This is a genomic window from Chitinophaga tropicalis (genome assembly GCF_009758205.1).
GTDB lineage: Bacteria > Bacteroidota > Bacteroidia > Chitinophagales > Chitinophagaceae > Chitinophaga > Chitinophaga tropicalis.
The window spans coordinates 404,717-424,905 of sequence record NZ_WRXN01000004.1 but is presented as its reverse complement, the minus strand read 5'-3'; the positions used below and the strand labels follow the sequence as shown (position 1 = coordinate 424,905).

Here is a 20,189-nt window from a genome sequence, read left to right as displayed (position 1 = left end):
TCAACCAATGTCACTTAAATAAAGAGGAAGCCGTGAAGAAAACTTTTTTTTGCATCGATGCGCACACTTGTGGTAATCCTGTCAGACTGGTAGCCGGTGGCGGCCCTGTCCTGAAAGGCAGTAATATGAGCGAAATGCGCAATCACTTTTTGAAGGAATACGACTGGATAAGAACCGGACTGATGTTTGAACCACGCGGTCACGACATGATGAGCGGCAGCATCCTCTATCCCCCCCACGATCCCGCCAACGACGTGGGTGTTCTTTTCATCGAAACCAGCGGCTGCCTCCCCATGTGCGGGCATGGCACCATAGGTACCATCACCATTGCCATTGAAGAAGGGTTGATCACACCTAAAACTCCCGGCATCGTCAGAATGGAAGCTCCTGCCGGACTGGTACTCATCGAATACAAACAGGAAGGCAAAAAAGTAAAGAGCGTAAAGCTGACCAATGTGGCTTCCTACCTGGCAGCAACTGACCTGGAAGTGGAATGCCCGGACCTGGGTATGCTGAAGGTCGATGTTTCCTACGGCGGTAATTATTATGCCATCGTAGACGTACAGGAGAATTTCCCCGGACTGGAACATTATACCGCTTCCCAGCTCATTGGCTGGGCCAGGGAACTGCGTAAGCGCATCAATGAGAAACATACTTTCGTACACCCTGACAATCCCAATATAAACGGCTGCTCCCACGTATTGTGGACCGGTGCAGTGATGGACCCATCGTCTACCGCTCGTAATGCCGTATTCTATGGAGATAAAGCCATCGACAGATCGCCCTGCGGTACCGGTACTTCCGCCCGTATGGCGCAATGGTACGCTAAAGGAAAACTGAAGAAAGGCGATCAGTTCCTGCACGAAAGCATTATCGGCTCCCGCTTTACAGGCACCATTGAGGAAGAGACGACGGTGGCCGGCGTACCGGCAATACGCCCGGGCATTGAAGGCTGGGCAAGGATATATGGTTACAACACAATTACAATAGATCCGGAAGATGATCCGTACGCATATGGATTACAAGTAATTTAACGCATCTAAAAGAACCAGGACCAAAAGCTATGGAAGTAATTATTACAGGCGGTGGCATCATCGGATTAAGCAGCGCTTTTTACCTGCAGCAGGCAGGCCACAATGTAACGGTAGTAGACCGTACTGATATGTCAGACAGCTGTTCCTACGGTAATGCCGGTTACGTTGCTCCCAGCCATTTCGTGCCGCTGGCTACCCCGGGTATCGTAAAACAGGGGCTGAAATGGATGCTCAATTCAAAGAGCCCTTTCTATGTCAAACCAAGCCTGAACGGTACCCTGATCAACTGGGGGCTGAAGTTTATGAAAAGCGCCACACAGGCGCATGTGGAACGCTCTGCAATACCCCTCCGGGATATTTCCCTGCTCAGCAAACAGTTGTATGAGGAGTGGACAAATGTACCGGGACTGAGCTTTGCTTACGATCCGCAGGGCATGCTGGAATTTTTCAACACAGAAGAAAATGCCCGCCATGCAGAAGAATCTGTAAAAGCCGCTGCAGCTATAGGCCTGGAAGCCCGTCTCATAGATAAAGCCACCCTGCAGCAGATGGAACCAGATACAGCCATCAACGCCCTGGGCGCTGTTTACTTTCCCGGCGATGCCCAGCTGTATCCCAACCTGCTGATGAAAACCCTGCTGGCCTACCTGAAACAGAAAGGTGTAAAATTCCTGGGCAATAAGGAGGTAACGGGTTTTGTGACAAGCGGGAATAAAGTGACAGGAGTAAAAGTAAACGGCGAAATACTGCCTGCTGATCATGTTATCATTGCTTCCGGCGCCTGGAGCGCAGAACTGACCCGTCAGCTGCGGGTCAACATACCACTGGTAGGCGGTCGTGGTTACTCTGTAACCTATGAGAATGCACCCTGGAAATTCCGCCACCCCGTGATTCTCAGTGAGGCCCGCGTAGCCATTTCTCCCATGGATGGCAATAAGGTGCGTTTTGGTGGTACAATGGAGATCACCCCGCTCAACACTCCTCCCCGTATGCAAAGGGTAGAAGGCATCCTGGAATCTGTTAAGCGTTATTTTCCGGCATACGATATACCTATGCCTTCGGCAGATAAAGTATGGTACGGCTATCGCCCCTGTAGTGCAGACGGCCTGCCATATATCGGGAATACTGCCCGTTTCCCTAATGTGACAGTAGCCACTGGACATGCCATGCTGGGCATCAGCCTGGGTCCCGCCACCGGGAAACTGGTCAGTGAACTGGCTACAGGTCAGAAGCCTTCAATGGATATCACCCCTTTTAAAGTAGAAAGGTTCGGTTAAACATTATACATATGAAACGCATTACCGGCATAATTACAGGTTTACTCATGATAGCAGGAAGTGTTATAGCGCAGGAGAAAGATATCACAGAACTTTTAATACACTATGATGCAGACAAAGGCAGTCTCTATCGGTTTTATACAATAGACAACTCCCCCGAAAGAAGGGAACGCATGCTGACCTTCAACAAAGACTATCAGCAGCAATTGCAGAAGGTCGATTTCAACAGCCTCTCCGCCGAAGCAAAAGTGGATTATATTCTTTTCAGTCGCCAGCTGGCAGACCGTGTCCGCTCCCTGAACGAAGAAGCAGCTCAATATCAGCAGCTGCAGGCATGGTTTCCGGAAGCAGAGAAAATATACGAAGCAGAGAAGCTGAGAAGAAGAGGTACAAAGCAGGACGCTCAGGCTATGGCAGCCACCTTCCGCAGAATATCCATGGCCATTCTTGAAAAAGAGAAACAGCTGACAGAAAATACAGACCTGAATATTTACCTCCTGCGCAGGGGAGCAGGCATCACAAAAGGATTACAGGAAGCATTGGCCAGCATTCATGCCTTCTATAACGGCTACGACCCCCTGTATACCTGGTGGATGCCATCACCCTATAAACAGCTGGACAGCGTACTGAAAACATATGTTGCCCTGTGGGACCAGAAAGTGAAGACCCTGCCGGGTGGAAAAGACGATGGCAGCGGAATTGTTGGTCACCCTATAGGCAGGGAAGAACTGATACGCCAGCTGCAGGCAGAGATGATCCCTTACTCTCCTGAAGAGCTGATAGAGATCGCCAACAAAGAATTTGCTTTCTGTGACGCCGAGATGCTCAAAGCATCAAAGGAAATGGGCTTTGGCGCAGACTGGCATAAGGCAATGGAAAAGGTAAAGAACACCTATGTTCCTGCCGGCGATCAGCCGGAAGCCATCATGAAGCTTTACAATGAATCCGTTGGCTTCCTGAAAGAGCATCGCCTCATTACCATTCCGCCACTGGCAGAAGAGACATGGCGTATGATCATGATGACGCCGGAAAGACAGCTGGTAAACCCCTTCTTCACAGGTGGTGAAGAACTGAGTATTTCCTATCCCACCAACGATATGGAAGAAGCTGACAAGCTGATGAGCATGCGTGGTAATAACCCGCATTTCTCCCGCGCCACTGTCCATCATGAACTGTTTGCAGGTCATGCGCTGCAGGAATTCATGACCAACCGCTACAAGACCTATCGCCGGTTTGAAACACCTTTCTGGATAGAAGGATGGGCGCTGTACTGGGAAATGCTGCTGTGGGACATGAAATTCCCCCAATCGCCGGAAGACCGTATAGGTATGCTTTTCTGGAGAATGCACCGCTGTGCGCGCATTATCTTCTCCCTTAACTATCACCTGGGCAAATGGACGCCGCAGCAATGTATAGACTTCCTGGTAGACAGGGTAGGACATGAACGCGCCAATGCTATAGGAGAAGTACGCCGTTCCTTTAAAGGAGATTATAGCCCGCTTTACCAGGTAGCATATATGATTGGTGGATTGCAGTTCATGGCGCTGAAAAAGGAACTGGTAGACAGTGGAAAGATGACCTGTCAGCAGTACCATGATGCAATAATGAAAGAAAATATGCTGCCTGTCGAGATGATTCGGGCATTGTTAACTCACCAGCCGCTGAGCAAAGATTTTAAGACGGCCTGGCGTTTTTACAAACTTTAGTAATTCGCTTATATCAAACAACGTACAAAAAAATCATAGCCGGCTGCAGGCTCTGTTTAAAGCAAAACAAATAAAAGCTCTTAGCTTGCCGCCGGCCATCCCCTTCAAAAAAAACGCTTTTGCCGAAGGCAAAAGCGTTTTTTTTGAGCAGTTTCTCCCACTCTATTTCACAAAAAATAAACCTTATTTAATAGCAACTCCTATACCCAGAGATACCTGCTGTGACTTCCATTTATAATTGTTCGGATTCTCCGGGATATTATTCAGATCAGAAAACCCATACACATAACGACCATAAAAACGTACGTTACCAACATTTATCTGCGCACCAGCTACAGCCCCTACATCACTGCTTTTGAAAGCATCTCCCTGGCTTTTCCTGATGAAGTTCTCATCAATAAAGAACATGTAAGTGTACTGTACACCAAAGTTCAGGGTAACAGCAGGAATTGGTGTATAACCTAATAATACAGGTACAGTTAAAGCGCTGATCTTTGCTTTCTCATTTGCAGACGTATTGTAGCTGCTTGTAAAATAAGTTGGAAAGTCACTTGCTTTTTTAGCAGTAGCTTGCGTAAACAGCAATTCAGGCTGAAGCCCCCATTTCTTGTTCAGGCTGTATTCAAAGAATGCACCACCCTGGAAGCCAGGTATAAATGAAGATGTCAATCCTTCTCCATGGATTCCCGAAAACAATAAATTCGCTTTCAACCCGTAATGTAAGCGCTGGGCATTCGCTGCAAATCCTGAAAAGATCGCGAGGGCACCTGCCAGTAACAACCCTTTTTTCATAGATATTATTTGACGATTACAGATGATCAAAATGAATTACGTATGTTGCCGCGTAATTCAGGCTAAAATATTTCGCGGGCAAACATACGTAATTCAAAGTAGATCATAATTAATAAAGCATTAAAAAGTTTCCTTGGTGTCTTAGATATACTTTCTGCTGTAAGGTTTAATGATTGTCGGTTTTATGAGATGAATGCCATTTTATTGTCGATGAATGCCGGAAATATGTCTTTTTAAAGTAACATTGCAACCAGTTTATGGATCATCTGTTAGTACTCATTTTCGCTTTGATTTCCTGTGCAGCCCTGGCTGTATTGATAAAAGTCCTTATTGCCGGTCAGCGGTCAAAAACGCAGGTAGCCGTGCTGGAAACCCAGTTGTCAGCCCTTAATCAGCAATCGGCCGCTCTCCGCCAGGAGGCACTTGATAAGCAGGCCTTTATAGAAGAACTGCAAACCCGCCTGCAGATATTGCAGGAAGAGAATATCCGCACACAAAGTAATGGAGAGGCCCGTTACCGGGAAGCAGAAAACCGTTTAAGAGAGCAGCAGCTATTTATAGAACAGTCTAACGAAAGACTGAAAGACGCTTTCAACGCCCTTTCCGCCGAAGCGTTGAAGCATAATAATACCTCCTTTGTTGCACTGGCAAAATCAGCCCTGGAAACCCAGATGACAGATGCCAGGGGCGATCTTGAAAAACGGCAGCAGGCCATAGATGCCCTGGTAAAACCTCTCTCTGATAGCTTGCATCGCTTTGATGAAAATATGCGTCAGCTGGAAAATAACCGTATGCAGCAATATGGACAGATCAACCAGTTCATACTGGGTGTACAGCAAAGCACAGAGAAGCTGCAAAAAGAGACCCATAGCCTGGTTAGCGCCCTGAAAACCTCTCATATACGTGGCCGTTACGGAGAGATAGCCTTACGCCGTGTAGTGGAGTTTGCAGGCATGACAGAACATTGTGATTTCAGTGAACAGGTATCTGTCAGCAGCGAGGACGGCCATCTGCGTCCAGACATGATCATCCGTCTGCCTGAAGGTAAAACGATAGTGGTAGATTCCAAAGTACCGCTGAATGCCTATATGCGTGCTTTTGAAACAGAGAATGAAGAAGAGCGCAAATTGCTCTTTGCACAGCATGCTGCCGCAGTAAGGGACCATCTGAAAAAGCTGAGCGCCAAAGCTTATTGGAGCCAGTGGCAGCAATCACCTGATTATGTTATTCTTTACATGCAGATAGAATCTTCTTTTGGTGCAGCGCTACAGGCAGATCCATCCCTTATTGAAGATGGTATCAGGAACAGGGTAGTGTTTGCTACTCCAACAACGTTGATCACCCTGCTGCGTACCGTAGGTTTTGTATGGCAGCAGCTGCATGTAGCTGCCAATATTGAAGACATCCGCAATGCAGGTATTGAACTGTACAACCGTACCAACGTATTACTGAAACACTTTGCCAATATAGGAGGCAGTCTGAAAACGGCGGTCAATCATTATAATGATGCTGTAGCTTCCCTGGAAAGCCGTTTTGTGCCACAGGCAAGGAAACTGTATAACCTGGGACCGGCACTTAAGAATACATTGCCGGAAATGAAACCTGTAGAAACAGGCATCCGGCAACTGGGCATTGAATCAGATGAAATGCCTGATTAAGCCGGCCGCAGGCCAGCCATCCCCTGCGCAAAAAAAGTTTAACTAATACCCTGCAAATAATTGTTATTTTGACATCGTTTATTTTGTAACAAACAACCCACGTAAATGGTCCACTCAACTCAAGGTCTGAAAAGAGCTGCAGGCTTGCTATGCCTGTCACTCTGCACATTACCTGCTCTTAGCCAGGTGCAGCATGAAACAATCATCCGTGAGGGTTATACCCTGGAATACACGAACAAATCCACCACATTCGACACAGCAGTAGGCCGGCGCCTCATCAACACGTTCTTCCAGGTCTACCCTGCAGAGGCTAAACGCTTTAACCGCAACACAGCCCGTAAGGTCAGCTTTGTGATAGATCCCGGATATGATGGTGTAGCTGCTACCAGTGGAGGTGTAATAGTCTTCAACCCCGAATGGTTCCGGCAGCACCCGGACGATATCGATGTTGTGACCCATGAAGCCATGCATGTGGTACAGGCCTATCCCGGCGATGCCGGCCCCTGGTGGTTGACAGAAGGGATAGCTGATTATGTTCGCTATGTTTTTGGCGTTGACAATGCCAGCGCTAACTGGAAACTTCCGGCGTATAATGAGAAACAGCATTATACACAGAGCTATCGCATTACTGCCCGCTTTTTCCTCTGGCTGGAAAAGAAAAAGCGGAAGGATATCATAGATAAGCTGGATGTTGCCATGCGTTCCAGGACTTATACTGATGCTATCTGGAAAAAGCTTACCGGGAAGACAGTAGATGAGTTGTGGGCAGAATATGCAGCTCAGCCCGAGGTATAGACAAAACCAGATTCGCCTGCGCTATCAGAAAATATCTTTGACCGGCTGCAGATAGGCAAACTATCTTACCAGAAAATAATTTCCCTGCCGGCCGCAGGCCATCCCCCCCCCTCGCAAAAATTGCTTTTGCCGAAGGCAAAAGCAATTTTTGCGAAACCATTTAAAACCCAACCAATACACCCGCTCCTCTTGGCAATCTCACCTCGCCCAATTATCTTTATAATCTAACTGATCAAGACATTGTCAGATGAAAACGACCTTTAAGAGAAACCTGCTGATTGGCTTTGGAGTATCCTTATTATTACTTACCGTCACCTCCGTCGCCTCTTTCTATAGTATCCGTAACCTGCTGCAAAGTGCTTTCTTGGTTGACCATACCAACCAGGTGATACTGGAGCTGGAAAACACCTTATCTATTATGAAAGATGCAGAGACCGGTCAGCGCGGTTACCTGCTTACCGGCGATGAAAAATTTCTTGATCCTTACAAAGGCGCATTTGACAGCGCCCTTGCTCACCTTGCCAATATCAAAGAACTCACTGCCGATAATTATGAACAGCAAGCTACAATAGACCAGATCAAAGAAATTATTATAAGACGCCAGAAATTGCTGCAATCTTCTATAGATGCCCGCCGCACAGGACAAGCTATCAGCTTTGACAGCCTGCAGAGCGGGCGGCTGGTAACGGAAGAAGCCCGTCGCCTGGTCGGCGTGATGGAAGTAAGGGAAAAGCGCTTCCTGCAGGAACGTACGCAGGACCTTAACCGCGTATCCGGCTATACGCCGGTAGTCATTGTAATAGCCGCTATTCTGTCCCTGCTTATTACCTGCGTTTTCTATATACGTGTGAACAACGACTACCAGGAAAGAAAAGCGCTGCATGAGGCGCTGGAGGAAAAAGAAAGAGAGATCACCCAACGTATAAACATTATCAGGGATATTGCCGGAGAGATATCTGCCGGTAATTTCAGCATACGCGTTCAGGAGGATGAACGGGACAGTCTCGGCATCCTGGCAGGTTCATTGAACAAGATGGCTGTTTCGCTGGATAACTCATTCACTAAACTGGCAGAGAAAGAATGGTTCCAGACCGGTGTTGCGGGGCTGAATACCCGTATGATGGGAGAGCTGGATATTGCGCCTCTTGCCTCAGAGGTAGTAGCTTTCCTGGCGGAGTATACAGGTAGCCAGGTGGGCGCTCTGTACATAAAAGCAGGTAAAGAGCAGCTGGAACTGGCCGGCAGCTATGCTTTTTCAGGTATAGAGGAACGCAGGAAACTGGCCTTCGGAGAAGGCCTTTCAGGACAATGCGCCAGAGATGGTAAACTGCTCCTGCTGAAAGATGTACCACCAGATAATATAGCTATCAGCTATGCCACAGGTGAAATAAAACCTGTCAATATAGTAGCCGTCCCTATGATCTATGAAGGACGCTTAAAAGCTGTCCTGGAACTGGCATCCCTGACTGCGTATACCAGCAGGGAGCTGCATTTCCTGGAAGCCGTATCTCACAATGTCGGTATTGCTGTTAATGCAGCAGAGAACCGCCGCCGCTTACAGGAGCTGCTGGAAGAAACCCAGGCCCAGTCAGAAGAGCTGCAGGTACAACATGGGGAATTGGAAAATATTAATACAGAACTGGAAGCCCAGGCCTCCAAACTCCAGGCCTCCGAAGAAGAGCTGCGCGTACAACAGGAAGAGCTGCAACAGGCTAACCAGGAACTGGAAGAACGCTCACGGCTGCTGGAAGAACGTAACCAGGTAATAGTAGAACGAAACCTGGAGATACAGAAGAAAGCAGAAGAGCTGGAAATAGGCACCAGATACAAGTCAGAGTTCCTGGCTAATATGTCCCACGAACTGCGCACCCCTCTCAATTCCATTTTGCTGCTGAGCCGTCTCATGGCTGAAAATAACAACCTTACAGAAGACCATGTTGAATCTGCCCGTGTCATCCAGAGCTCCGGCAAAGGGTTGCTGGACCTGATAGATGAAATACTCGACCTGTCGAAAATAGAAGCCGGTAAAATGGAACTGGAGCTGGCGCCCATACCGGTACATGAAATATGTGCCGATATGGAATCCCTCTTTGTGCCTATTGCCCGTGAAAAGAACCTGGAACTGAAAGTAAACATACATGACAATGCCCCTGCACTGATAGAAACAGATAAAATGCGCCTGGAGCAGATACTGAAGAACCTGCTTTCTAACGCGCTGAAATTTACTGCCAGGGGAACAGTCTTGCTGCAGGTGGAAGAGGCGGAAGAGGAAGGATACGTGCGTTTTTCCGTAAAAGATACCGGTATAGGCATTCCGCAGGATAAACAACAGGTGATCTTTGAAGCCTTCCAGCAGGCAGATGGTTCTACCCGCCGTAAATACGGTGGTACAGGCCTGGGACTTTCTATCAGCCGCGAGCTGGCAAAGCTCCTGAAAGGCGAGATACGGCTGAACAGCGATGCCGGCCAGGGAAGTGAATTTATAGTGACCATTCCCATTCATCCGCTCCCGGGAACAGAAGAAAAAATAACACCACCCACCCGGCAGCAGGCAGAAGAGGTATGGCAGGATGCAAAACAAGCCAGGCAACATCATATTAATGCACATTATATAGCCGATGAGATTCCGGCGGAGATCCCGGACGACCGTCAGACTATCACATCGGAAGACAAAGTAGTGCTCATTGTAGAGGACGATACCAGGTATGCCAACATTCTGCTGGACTTTACCCGTAAACAGGGATATAAAGGGATAGTGGCTGTACGGGGAGACGATGGCATAGAGATGGCAAAACGATATAAGCCGCTGGCTATCCTGCTGGACATTGTATTGCCCGTTAAGAGTGGTTGGGAGGTGATGGAAGCGTTGAAATCCAACCTGTCTACCCGTCATATTCCCGTGCATATAATCTCGTCTCTCGAAGCCAAAAAGGAAAGCCTGCAGAAAGGCGCTGTAGACTTCATTAACAAACCGTTAGCGCTGGACCAGATGCCCCGTATCTTCCAGCAGCTGGAAAATATGCTGAACAGTAACCCGGGGAAAGTGCTGATAGTGGAAGAAAATCCCAAACATGCACAGGCCCTTGCTTATTTCCTGGAAAACTTCAACGTCAGTACGGAGATTGCCGGCAATATCGGCAATGGTGTAACAGCCCTGCTGGAAAAAGATGTGAATTGCGTGATCCTCGATATGGGCGTACCTGACCAGCAGGCCTATGAAACGCTGGAAACCGTGAAACGAAACCCCGGACTGGAGAACCTGCCTATCATCATCTTTACGGGCAAGAACCTTTCCCGCGCCGAGGAAAACCGTATACGTCAGTATGCTGATTCTATCGTGATCAAAACGGCGCATTCTTACCAGCGTATGCTGGACGAGGTAGCCCTGTTCCTGCATCTGGTGGAAGAGAAAGGAGGGGGGAAACCACCACGCAAACAACAGGCGCCGCTGAAAGAAATACTCGAAGGCAAAACAGTACTGATAGCAGACGATGATGTACGTAATATTTTCTCTCTTACAAAAGCGCTGGAGCAGCATAAGATGAACATCGTTTCAGCGCTGGACGGCAAAGAAGCTATAGAACAGCTGGCCAGCAACAGTAAAGTGGATATTGTACTGATGGATATGATGATGCCTGAAATGGACGGTTACGAAACCATCCGGCAGATCAGGCAGTTACCCGCTTACAGGCAGCTGCCCATCCTGGCCGTTACTGCCAGAACAATGGTAGGAGACAGGGAGAAATGTATTAAGGCCGGAGCGTCTGATTATATCTCTAAACCAGTCGATATAGATCAGCTGGTGTCCCTGTTGCGGGTATGGTTGTATGATAACAGCAGGATCTGATCATATTTTCATTTTCCGCCAGCTGGCTGCAGGCTTGGATCTGGACTTATCATAAAGCGTATTATGTACGTGTTAACATGTAGTTAACTCTTTAAAGTATCGGGAAATCTGATATTTACGTCAACAACTCCAAATCTTACTGTATGCAGCACACGGACGATTCTGTAATGCTTCTGGCGTTAAAAGACGGTGAAATAAAGGCCTATCAGTACTTCTTTATGAAATATTATAAGCCTCTTTGCCTGAAAGCCCGTATGATGCTGAACAGCATGGAAGAAGCTGAGCAGCTGGTGAGGCATGTATTTGTACAGGTTTGGGAAGAAAAGTTGTACCTGGAGATAGAACATTCTGTAGGTGGCTATTTTTATAGGATGGTGCACAACAGCTGTGTTAACCTGATCAAAAAAGGACAGTCGGACGGACGGCTGTCTAACGATCCGGGATTACTGCTGATGCAGGAGGTAGTATTACCGCTTCCGGGTTATATGATGCAATACAGGAAACAGGTAGCGCTGGAATACCAGGGAGGCGTCAGCTTATCACTGCTGTCAGATTATAAAAAACATTCCTGGGATTTTTTAGCAATACTTCAAAAAAGTATCCGTACCTTGAAAGCAAAGTGTAATGCTGCCCTAAAGGCCTTAAGGCTTCAGATCAGACTATGAAAAGCCGGAGAAAAACCTATCGCCAATTAAATATTAATCTTCTGTTCTACCCGCATGAGTCATAACGAAGAACATATCTTTCAGCTGATACTGGAGAAGTTGAGTGGTGATATCAGTGAGGAAGACAATAAATACCTGGAACGCGTTGCCAGTCAGGATGAAAGCGTACGCCGCTGCCTGGAAGAACTGGAAAGCGCCCGGGATGTAGCGGGCCCTGATTTCATGAACGACCTCCATAATGAAAGGGCCTGGAGCAATGTGCTCTCGCTGCTGCATGGAGACCAGGAGAAACAGCATACAGTAATAGTGAGTATTGATACTCAGTTGCCCGCCCGGGAAATTCCTTTAAATAAACTAAATAAGCAGAATACCAATTCCAGATGGTGGCTTGCAGCCGCCGTCATTTTTATCGTTGCCAGCAGTATCTGGATGTTATCAGGGCTCGCCCCCAAAGGTGGGGCCACATCACCATTTGCAGACAGGTATGCCACCGGCAAAGCCGTTTTCGGAGATGTACAGCTTTTGCTGGATAATGGAGATACGCTCTCTCTTACCGGGAATAATGGTAAGGTCATTTCTGTAGAAAAAGCCAGCCTGCACCCCGCAGATGGTCAGCTGTCTTTTACCCCGGCTAAGGATGCTTCCGGCTGGAATACACTTTTTGTACCCACCGGCAAGGATTATAAGGTTAAACTGGCCGACGGCTCTATCGTTCATCTCAATGCCTTTTCTACCCTGCGCTTCCCATTCGCCTTTTCCGGCAATAAAAGAGAAGTCTACCTCGAAGGAGAAGCCTATTTCTCCGTCGCCCCGGATGCAAACCATCCCTTTATCGTACATACCCCCGAAACCGCTATACGCGTACTCGGCACATCATTTAATGTCAATGCATATTATGACACTCTGGTTGTCACTTCGCTCGTTGAAGGCAGCATTATGACAAGCATAAAGGAAGAAGCAGGCGTGATCCTGGAACCAGGACAGGAAACTGTATATCACAAAGGCCTGGGCCAAAAGGTCAATTCATTTGACGAAGCCGTTACGCTGGCCTGGAGAAAAGGAGAATACGCATATTATAACAAACCTTTGAGTAGTCTGAGTGCAGTATTATTCCACTGGTTCGGTAAAGAACTTGTCTTCCGGGACCCGCAACTGGCCAATAAAATGCTGACAGGAGTAATAGAAAGGGACCGCCCCGTTACAGAATTTTTAGAAAGTCTTGGGCCAATATCAGGTATAACATATAATATTACCGGGGATAAGATATATCTTAGTCCAAAATAAGGCCACATCTTCCGGGAAAGCCAACTAATATCCATACCAGAAAAACGTATAATGGTAAAGCTTGTTCGGGCTTATGAAATCCTTGTGCTCATTTGCTGTCTGCTGCTGCCGGTCATTGCGGATGCGCAACAGAAGGCCGATACCGGCAGGATAACCATTTCCGGCAACAATATCCCACTCAGCCACGTTTTCAAAACTATCAGCAAACAGACCGGACTACACTTCGCATACGATAATGCCGCTATTAATGACGCTGAAAAAGTTTCCCTGAACTTTACGGATATGCCCTGGGAGAAAGTGCTCACCTTCGTATTGCGGAACAGGAACGTTACCTGGTTGCTCGAAGGCCGCAGGATCTTCCTGCAACCCCTCGCGGCTCCGGAAGCCGGCCCTCCGCTTAAGGATACGCTTTCCGTTACCATCCGCGGAAGGATAACCGCTTCAGGCGGTATACCCATTCCCGGCGTTACCATAGTAGTAAAAGGAACTTCCAGGGGGGCCACAACAGGAACAGACGGCGTTTTCACCCTTTACCACCTGGCCAGCCATGCACCTCTCCGCATCTCTTCCCTCGGATATACTCCTGTAGATACTGTACTCAGCAGCGTAAAATTTCATGAAATAGAACTTTCTGATGCAGTGAACAGCCTGGACGCCACAGTAGTAATAGGCTATGGCTCCAGCAGCCGTCGTATGCTCACAGGTTCTGTAAGTACTGTCAGCGCCTCCCAGCTGGCGGCCCAGCCAGTAGCCAATCCCCTGGCCGCCCTGCAGGGACAGGTACCCGGCATACAGGTCACCAATACCAGCGGCTTACCCGGAGCGCAGATCAAACTCTTTATCCGCGGCAGGAATTCCATTGCTGCTGGTAACGATCCACTGTTTATTGTAGATGGAGTGCCGTTCGATATTACCCCGCTCAATAATGTGGAATCCCTCCTGAACGCAGCAGGCAGGATCAGCCCCTTCAACAGCATCAACCCCTCAGATATAGAAAGCATAGATATCCTCAAGGACGCAGATGCCACAGCCATCTACGGCTCCCGCGGAGCAAATGGTGTAGTGCTGATCACTACTAAAAAAGGCAAACCGGGACACCTGAAAACAGACCTTAATTTTAATACCGGCGTAGGCGTTACTGCAGGTTATACATCCATGCTCAATACCAGCCAGTACCTGAGCCTGCGCAGGGAAGCGTTTAAAAATGACGGGGTTACGCCTACAGCAGCAGAAGCTCCTGACCTGTTTGTCTGGGATACTACCCGCAGCATCAACTGGCAGCGCAGGCTGACAGGAGGCACTGCTCCCATCACCAACGCACAGGTAACCCTTTCCGGCGGCAGCAGCACCACTACCTTTCGTGTGGGCGGTAACTACTACAGCGAAGGTTCCGTAATGCCGGCCAACCTCAGCTACCGCCGGGGCGGGGCACATCTTAGCCTGCAGCATTACAATCCGGACCACCGGCTCGATGCCTCACTGACAGCAAGCTTCACGGCAGACAGGAACAGAAGCATCGCCAACGACCTGTCTTCCTTCGCCAACCTGCCACCCAATTATCCTCTGTACGATCAGTCAGGGGCGCTGTTCTGGGGCTCTTCCTTCGATAATCCGGAAGCATGGCTGCGACAGAAAACCACCAGCAAAACCAATAACCTGCTCACCAACGCCGTACTGCGCTATCGCCTGCTACCGGGCCTACAGCTGAAAACCAGCCTGGGCATGTCAAATATCAGCATGCACCAGCTGTTTATCTTCCCCCAGTCAGCACAACATCCGCAGAACGCTCCCATAAGTTTTACAAGAGAAGCAGAAAATGACAGGGAATCTTATATCATAGAACCACAGGCGGATTATAAGCTGAATATTGCCAAAGGCAAACTGCAGCTGCTGGTAGGTGGCACCTGGCAGCAAACAGTAAAGACAGGCCGGCTGGCAGAAGGACAGGGGTACCAGAATGAATCCATGCTGGGCAATCTCAGCGAAGCAGATACCATCATCCGCCCCCCGGATACATATACCATGTACCGGTATATCTCCTTCTTTACCCGCCTTACGTACGACTGGCAAAGCAAATACCTGCTTAACATCAGCTACCGCCGGGACGGATCTTCCCGCTTTGGCCCCGGTAAACAGTTCGGGAACTTTGGCGCAATAGGCCTGGGATGGATCTTCTCCCAGGAAAATTTCATGAAAGACCTGACCTGGGTCAGCTATGGTAAGCTCCGGGCCAGCGGCGGACTTACCGGCAACGACCAGATACCTGACTACCAGTATATGAGCAACTACGGAGTGAATACCAATTACCAGGGATCCAATACCCTCCGTCCACTGCGTATCGCCAATAACAATTACAGCTGGGAAGAGAATAAGAAGATGGAAGCAGCCCTGGAACTGGGTTTTCTAGATAACCGCATATTCTTCTCTGCTGCCAGGTACTATAACCGTAGCAGCAATCAGCTGGTAGGATACCAGCTGCCCGGCATTACCGGCTTTACCAGTTACCAGGCCAACCTCCCGGCAAAAGTGGAAAACACAGGATGGGAGTTTGAAGTGCAGGCAAAGAATATCAATACGTCCCGCCTCACCTGGAATAGTTCTGCCAATATCTCCTTTTTTAATAACCGGCTCCTGGAATTCCAGGACCTCGCCTCTTCTTCCTACGCCAATCAGTATATTATAGGACAGTCACTCAATATTGTAAGAGGCTATCGCTTCAAAGGCGTAGATCCGCAGACAGGCGTCGCCACGTTCAAAGACTATAACGGAGACGGTAGTCTGACGGCCGGAGCAGATTATACCACCATCTCCAACACAGACCCCGTATTTTACGGAGGCTTCCGAAATGATATTCAATACGGCGCTTTCAGGCTGGAAGTCTTCTGCCAGTTTGTAAAACAACAGGGGAAGATCATTGTCAACAAACCCGGCGATCTGAGAAACCAGACCATTGCCGCGCTGGACCGCTGGCAACACCCGGGAGATGTTACTATGGTACCACGTGCAACGGCCACCCCCGGTATTCCGGCGTATGATAACAATGAGATCCTCGGACTTTCCAGTGCATCGTATGTAGATGCCAGTTACCTGCGGTTAAAGAATGTTCAACTCTCTTATATTATGCCTGAAGCATTGAGCAAAAGGCTGAAACTGAAATTATGCCGCCTGTACATACAGGGACAGAACCTGCTTACCTTCTCCGGTTACCAGGGAGCAGATCCTGAAACCCAGGTAGGTACAGCGCCTTTAAGAATAGTTACTACGGGTATCCAGTTGACACTTTAAGCTGACAGTATGTTACATTACCGCAACTATTATATCATTCTGTTTTGTCTGCTGTTTATTTCCTGCCGGAAACTGATAGAGGTGGAACCACCATCCAATGAAGTCCCGTCAGAATCTGTTTATGATGATGAGGCAATGGCAGATGCCGCCGTGGCAGATATTTATGCCGGGCTTTCCGGTTATTTTTCCGGCAATATCCTCTCTGTTATAAACGGTATGACAGCAGATGAACTGAACACACTGAACATCTACCACCGCCGCTATGTCAATAATGCTATCCTGTCTGACGATGCCCTGATCCTGTCTTCCTGGCAACAGTTCTACCGGCTCATCTATCGTGCCAACGCTGTGCTGGAAGGAGTGTCGGCGGCCCGGAAACTGCCGGAGGAAAAAGCAAAGCAGCTGCAGGGTGAAGCGCTTTTCCTCCGTGCCTTCTGCTATTATTACCTGCTTAACTGCTGGGGAGACGTACCTCTCATTACCACAACAGATGTGGAACAGACTGCGTCCGCACCCCGGAGCGGGTCGGCAGTGGTATACGACCTGGTAATGTCTGATCTCAAAACGGCTGCAAGTCTCTTGTCTGCCGCCTATCCCGGTACAGAAAAAGTACGGGCCAATAAATGGGCCGCCGTTGCTATGCTGGCACGTGTATCCCTGCAAACCCATAACTGGCAGCAGGCAGCAGAACAGGCTACCCTGGTGCTTAACGCCGGCATCTACACACCGCTCATCAGGCCTGACAGTGTTTTTCTGAGGAATAGCCGTCCGGCAATACTACAGATCTGGACAAACGAAGGCTACACATTACCCGGCCTGACATTCATTCCCGTATCCGCAGGAAATTATTCCTTCTATCCCTTTACTGACGATCTCATAGCCGGCTTTGAAGATGGCGATATACGGAAAGCTATGTGGACAGGCTCTTTCACCTATGCAGGGCTGCTGTATCATTACCCGTTGAAATATAAGAACAGGGCAGCGGCAATAAGCGGCCGTGAAGAATATCTCATGATACTGAGAATAGAAGAGATGTATCTTATCAGGGCAGAAGCCCTGGCACAACTGGAAAATGTTACAGGCGCCCTGGCAGATGTGAATGTATTACGTAAAAGAGCGGGATTGCCCGGTCTCTCCATTTTGCTGAAGCAGGATGAATGTTTGCTGGCAATAGAGAAGGAGAGGAGAATAGAGCTGTTCACCGAATGGGGCGACCGCTGGCTGAGCCTGCGAAGAACTAACAGGATAGATACCGTGCTGGAGGTGGTAAAGCCCGTATGGAAAAGTACTGCTGCACTGTATCCCATTCCACAGGAAGAGCGTAACAGGAACCCTAAGCTTACACAGAATGACGGATATCAGTAAACCAGCCGTAGGCTGGTTTACCCTTCTCTCAAAAAGGCAACCTGAACCCATAAACACTATCCTCACACTTAGCAAGCAAAATATTTCCGTAAACAAATAACTGACCTATCCCTGCATTAGCAGGAATATCCAGGTACAAACTTCCCTTATATGAATTATCAGCCAGGCTATACATATCTATTACATTATGCCTCCTGAACCTGTAATCGTCATTATCAGCCCTGATCTTTGAGTTGACATACAGTATACCATTATATGCACAGCTATGTGCATTCACAAGCTGGTCCGGCCCTTCACCGGTAAATACTTTTTTATTGCCCTCTGCCAGCCGGAAACGGTAATGGCTGAATGTATCTATGGTATGCCCTTTACTGCGCAGCTGCATACTGTTGTCAAAAGTAAAAAAGCCGTTACTGTAGTAGTGTACATAAGTAAGCAGGCCGGTAGTTATATCGTAGTTCAGTGAACCATCTGTGCGCATACCTCCGTCATGGTAAATTTCAGAAAGACCTTTTTCCCCTGTTAAGCTCCAGGTACTTGTATCAAGGTGCATGAACAGCTGGTCTTTAATCCCTGGCTCCAGTTTCCGCAACATGAAGTTGCCGTCCCTCATCAGTACAGCCTGTGAAAACCCGCCGTAAGGAAGCCTTTTGTAATGACTGCTGCTATCCGCCGGTGCTATTGCCGGAATATTATAAGCACATATGTAGATTTGATCATCCTCCATTAAAGTAAAAAAATCATTTCTCATAGAATCCCGGAGGCCGGGAGAGATATTTATATTTTTCCTGTTCTTATGAGGAGACATTCGCAGCAATGTATCACTGAACAGCAATATGGAAGGATCATTGGTAGAAAAGAAAAGATGATCGTGGTGTATTGCCAGTATATCCCTGATATTCCCGAAAGTAGGAATTGCAGCAAAAGCAGGCAGGGCGCCTGGCAACAGGTATTCTCTTTTAAATCCGGCTGCTTGTTTGTCCGGATCAGGGGCTGTATAAACAAGTACTGCAACAATAAGGAACGCGGCCGTCAGTAATAACAGCAGGTACAAAATGGCTTTTTTCATAGAAACAAATGATGACGCAAAGGTAATATCTCAACTCAGTCATTAATGAGAAGCCTGTTCAGAGCAGGCTTCTCATTAGTAAACAATAAACTAAGATTTTCTGATAACAACGAACGGGTCTTCTATCTGTACTGCGCACTGGATATTGTTGGCGCCGGCACAGTAAAATGTTTTAATGTAGTTGGCTGTTCCCGTAACGATAGAGTTGTCATTCATTAACCAATGCGGGTCTTCATTCCGCATTTTTCCGGCAACAGCAGTGCCCACTGCCAGCACTGCGGCCAGGAATCCTAAGGATAGGGTCTTTTTCATGGTATTTAATTGATGATAATAGTAATGCCTACTCTGTTCTGCAGGTTTTCGGCTCCCCCTGAATAATATTTGCCGCCAGATCAGATAGAGGCTGTTGCACTTTGCTGCCTGATTTGCAGCAGTACCCCAAGTGCAGACAGTATAATGAATACAATATTAAAAACGATATGTGCCTGCCAGGAAAGGCTTTGTAATACGCCTCCGCAGGAACATGGAATAAAGTAACTCAGCTGCAGCATCGCTGCCAGATAAAAAGTAAAAAGGCATAATAGGAAAAAAGAAAGATAGAACCCCGTTAACCGGGTACGAGGAATGAGCAGCAGACCGGCAATAATAATTTCCCCCGCCGGGAGCGCCCATGCAATAAAAGGAGCGTACAAAGTAATGAAAGGAGATTGTCCCAGTTGTCGTCGGAATGTGTGATACTCCAGCAGCTTGCTGACGCTGGTATATATGAACAGGAATACCAGCAGCGCACACAGGATGTCTGTTAGTCGTTTTGTTAGCATAGGATATTTACGGGTTACTAATATAGGGCTTTTCTGATATTAATTGAAGGTATTTTGTTTCTTTTATGCTGTGTGCGGCGTGGAATAAAGAAAATACCCTGCAGAAATAGCGCATTAGCGGTAGCGGTCAATAAAAGGAAAAAGTGGATAACCTACTGCGGAGATTTGGGGACAGAAGGAAAATGTTGCTGAAGATATTCACTGAATGATTGTGTGAGCTGCTGCACATCAGTTTCCATATTATACAGTTTTTCCTGCATTAACCACTGATGTTTGCGGATAGTGTCATCACCATCTGCATCCCCGGATGACTGCGAAAGCCATACCTGTTGCAACGCCATTTCCCTGCGTAATGCTTCTACGCGTGTGTCCTGCTGGAGAAACGTGGTATTGAAGTATTCCAGTTTGTCCAGCAGGGAGCGGTCAAAATGGTATTGCAGGATATGCGCCAGCTGCGTTTTCATGGCAATATTCCGGTTTTCGAGTACAGCGAGCTTTTTCCTGAGGGTAATTAATTCATTTTGGAGAGATTCCATCGTCTAAACTATCTTATCGTTATTGTAAAGATAGTCTGACGACGGTCTCCTGCAC

General features: G+C 47.9%; 15 protein-coding genes. 10 read left to right on the top strand and 5 right to left on the bottom strand.

Annotated elements, in window-relative coordinates; translation table 11 throughout:
- The first annotated feature begins 32 nt into the window (after positions 1 to 32).
- The 3 genes from GO493_RS12065 to GO493_RS12055 are packed head-to-tail and all read left to right on the top strand — an operon-like array spanning position 33 to position 4,017.
- Positions 33 to 1,034: a 4-hydroxyproline epimerase gene (locus tag GO493_RS12065; RefSeq protein WP_317165421.1), complete on the top strand. Its 1,002-nt coding sequence runs from the start codon at positions 33 to 35 to the stop codon at positions 1,032 to 1,034.
- A gap of 29 nt (positions 1,035 to 1,063) precedes the next feature.
- Entirely contained in the window at positions 1,064 to 2,311 is a 1,248-nt protein-coding gene (locus tag GO493_RS12060) for an NAD(P)/FAD-dependent oxidoreductase (RefSeq protein ID WP_157306413.1), read from the top strand.
- An 11-nt stretch (positions 2,312 to 2,322) separates the two neighbouring features.
- The gene (locus tag GO493_RS12055; RefSeq protein WP_157306412.1) at positions 2,323 to 4,017 is read left to right on the top strand and encodes a DUF885 family protein; all 1,695 of its coding nucleotides are present in this window, start codon (positions 2,323 to 2,325) and stop codon (positions 4,015 to 4,017) included.
- Positions 4,018 to 4,200: 183 nt separating this feature from the next.
- On the opposite strand, the gene GO493_RS12050 is transcribed toward GO493_RS12055, so the two are convergent.
- The gene (locus GO493_RS12050; RefSeq protein ID WP_157306411.1) at positions 4,201 to 4,809 is read right to left on the bottom strand and encodes a porin family protein; all 609 of its coding nucleotides are present in this window, start codon (positions 4,807 to 4,809) and stop codon (positions 4,201 to 4,203) included.
- Between the two features lie 257 nt (positions 4,810 to 5,066).
- On the opposite strand from GO493_RS12050, the gene rmuC reads away from it, so the two are divergent.
- The 7 genes from rmuC to GO493_RS12015 all read left to right on the top strand — a co-directional run bounded on the left by rmuC (position 5,067) and on the right by GO493_RS12015 (position 17,708).
- A complete protein-coding gene (gene rmuC / locus GO493_RS12045; protein ID WP_157306410.1) occupies positions 5,067 to 6,467 on the top strand; it encodes a DNA recombination protein RmuC in 1,401 nt (466 codons plus the stop codon).
- A gap of 105 nt (positions 6,468 to 6,572) precedes the next feature.
- Positions 6,573 to 7,262 carry a basic secretory protein-like protein gene (locus tag GO493_RS12040; RefSeq protein ID WP_157306409.1) on the top strand — a complete coding sequence of 230 codons (690 nt, stop codon included), beginning with the start codon at positions 6,573 to 6,575 and terminating at the stop codon, positions 7,260 to 7,262.
- Between the two features lie 247 nt (positions 7,263 to 7,509).
- On the top strand, positions 7,510 to 11,109 hold the full coding sequence (locus GO493_RS12035; protein WP_157306408.1) for a response regulator: 3,600 nt from the start codon (positions 7,510 to 7,512) through the stop codon (positions 11,107 to 11,109).
- Positions 11,110 to 11,252: 143 nt separating this feature from the next.
- The gene (locus GO493_RS12030; RefSeq protein ID WP_157306407.1) at positions 11,253 to 11,774 is read left to right on the top strand and encodes a sigma factor; all 522 of its coding nucleotides are present in this window, start codon (positions 11,253 to 11,255) and stop codon (positions 11,772 to 11,774) included.
- A 54-nt stretch (positions 11,775 to 11,828) separates the two neighbouring features.
- Positions 11,829 to 13,058, top strand: coding sequence for a FecR domain-containing protein (locus GO493_RS12025; protein WP_157306406.1), 1,230 nt, complete (start codon positions 11,829 to 11,831; stop codon positions 13,056 to 13,058).
- 51 nt (positions 13,059 to 13,109) lie between these two features.
- Entirely contained in the window at positions 13,110 to 16,343 is a 3,234-nt protein-coding gene (locus GO493_RS12020; protein ID WP_157306405.1) for a SusC/RagA family TonB-linked outer membrane protein, read from the top strand.
- A gap of 9 nt (positions 16,344 to 16,352) precedes the next feature.
- Positions 16,353 to 17,708, top strand: coding sequence for a RagB/SusD family nutrient uptake outer membrane protein (locus GO493_RS12015; RefSeq protein ID WP_157306404.1), 1,356 nt, complete (start codon positions 16,353 to 16,355; stop codon positions 17,706 to 17,708).
- 28 nt (positions 17,709 to 17,736) lie between these two features.
- Here the strand turns inward: GO493_RS12015 and GO493_RS12010 are convergent, their stop codons facing one another.
- From GO493_RS12010 to GO493_RS11995, 4 genes are all read right to left on the bottom strand, one after another.
- Entirely contained in the window at positions 17,737 to 18,777 is a 1,041-nt protein-coding gene (locus GO493_RS12010) for a hypothetical protein (protein ID WP_157306403.1), read from the bottom strand.
- 90 nt (positions 18,778 to 18,867) lie between these two features.
- The gene (locus GO493_RS12005) at positions 18,868 to 19,089 is read right to left on the bottom strand and encodes a hypothetical protein (RefSeq protein WP_157306402.1); all 222 of its coding nucleotides are present in this window, start codon (positions 19,087 to 19,089) and stop codon (positions 18,868 to 18,870) included.
- Between the two features lie 80 nt (positions 19,090 to 19,169).
- On the bottom strand, positions 19,170 to 19,598 hold the full coding sequence (locus GO493_RS12000; protein WP_157306401.1) for a MauE/DoxX family redox-associated membrane protein: 429 nt from the start codon (positions 19,596 to 19,598) through the stop codon (positions 19,170 to 19,172).
- Between the two features lie 152 nt (positions 19,599 to 19,750).
- Positions 19,751 to 20,062, bottom strand: coding sequence for a hypothetical protein (locus GO493_RS11995; protein ID WP_157306400.1), 312 nt, complete (start codon positions 20,060 to 20,062; stop codon positions 19,751 to 19,753).
- Positions 20,063 to 20,189 lie beyond the last annotated feature (127 nt).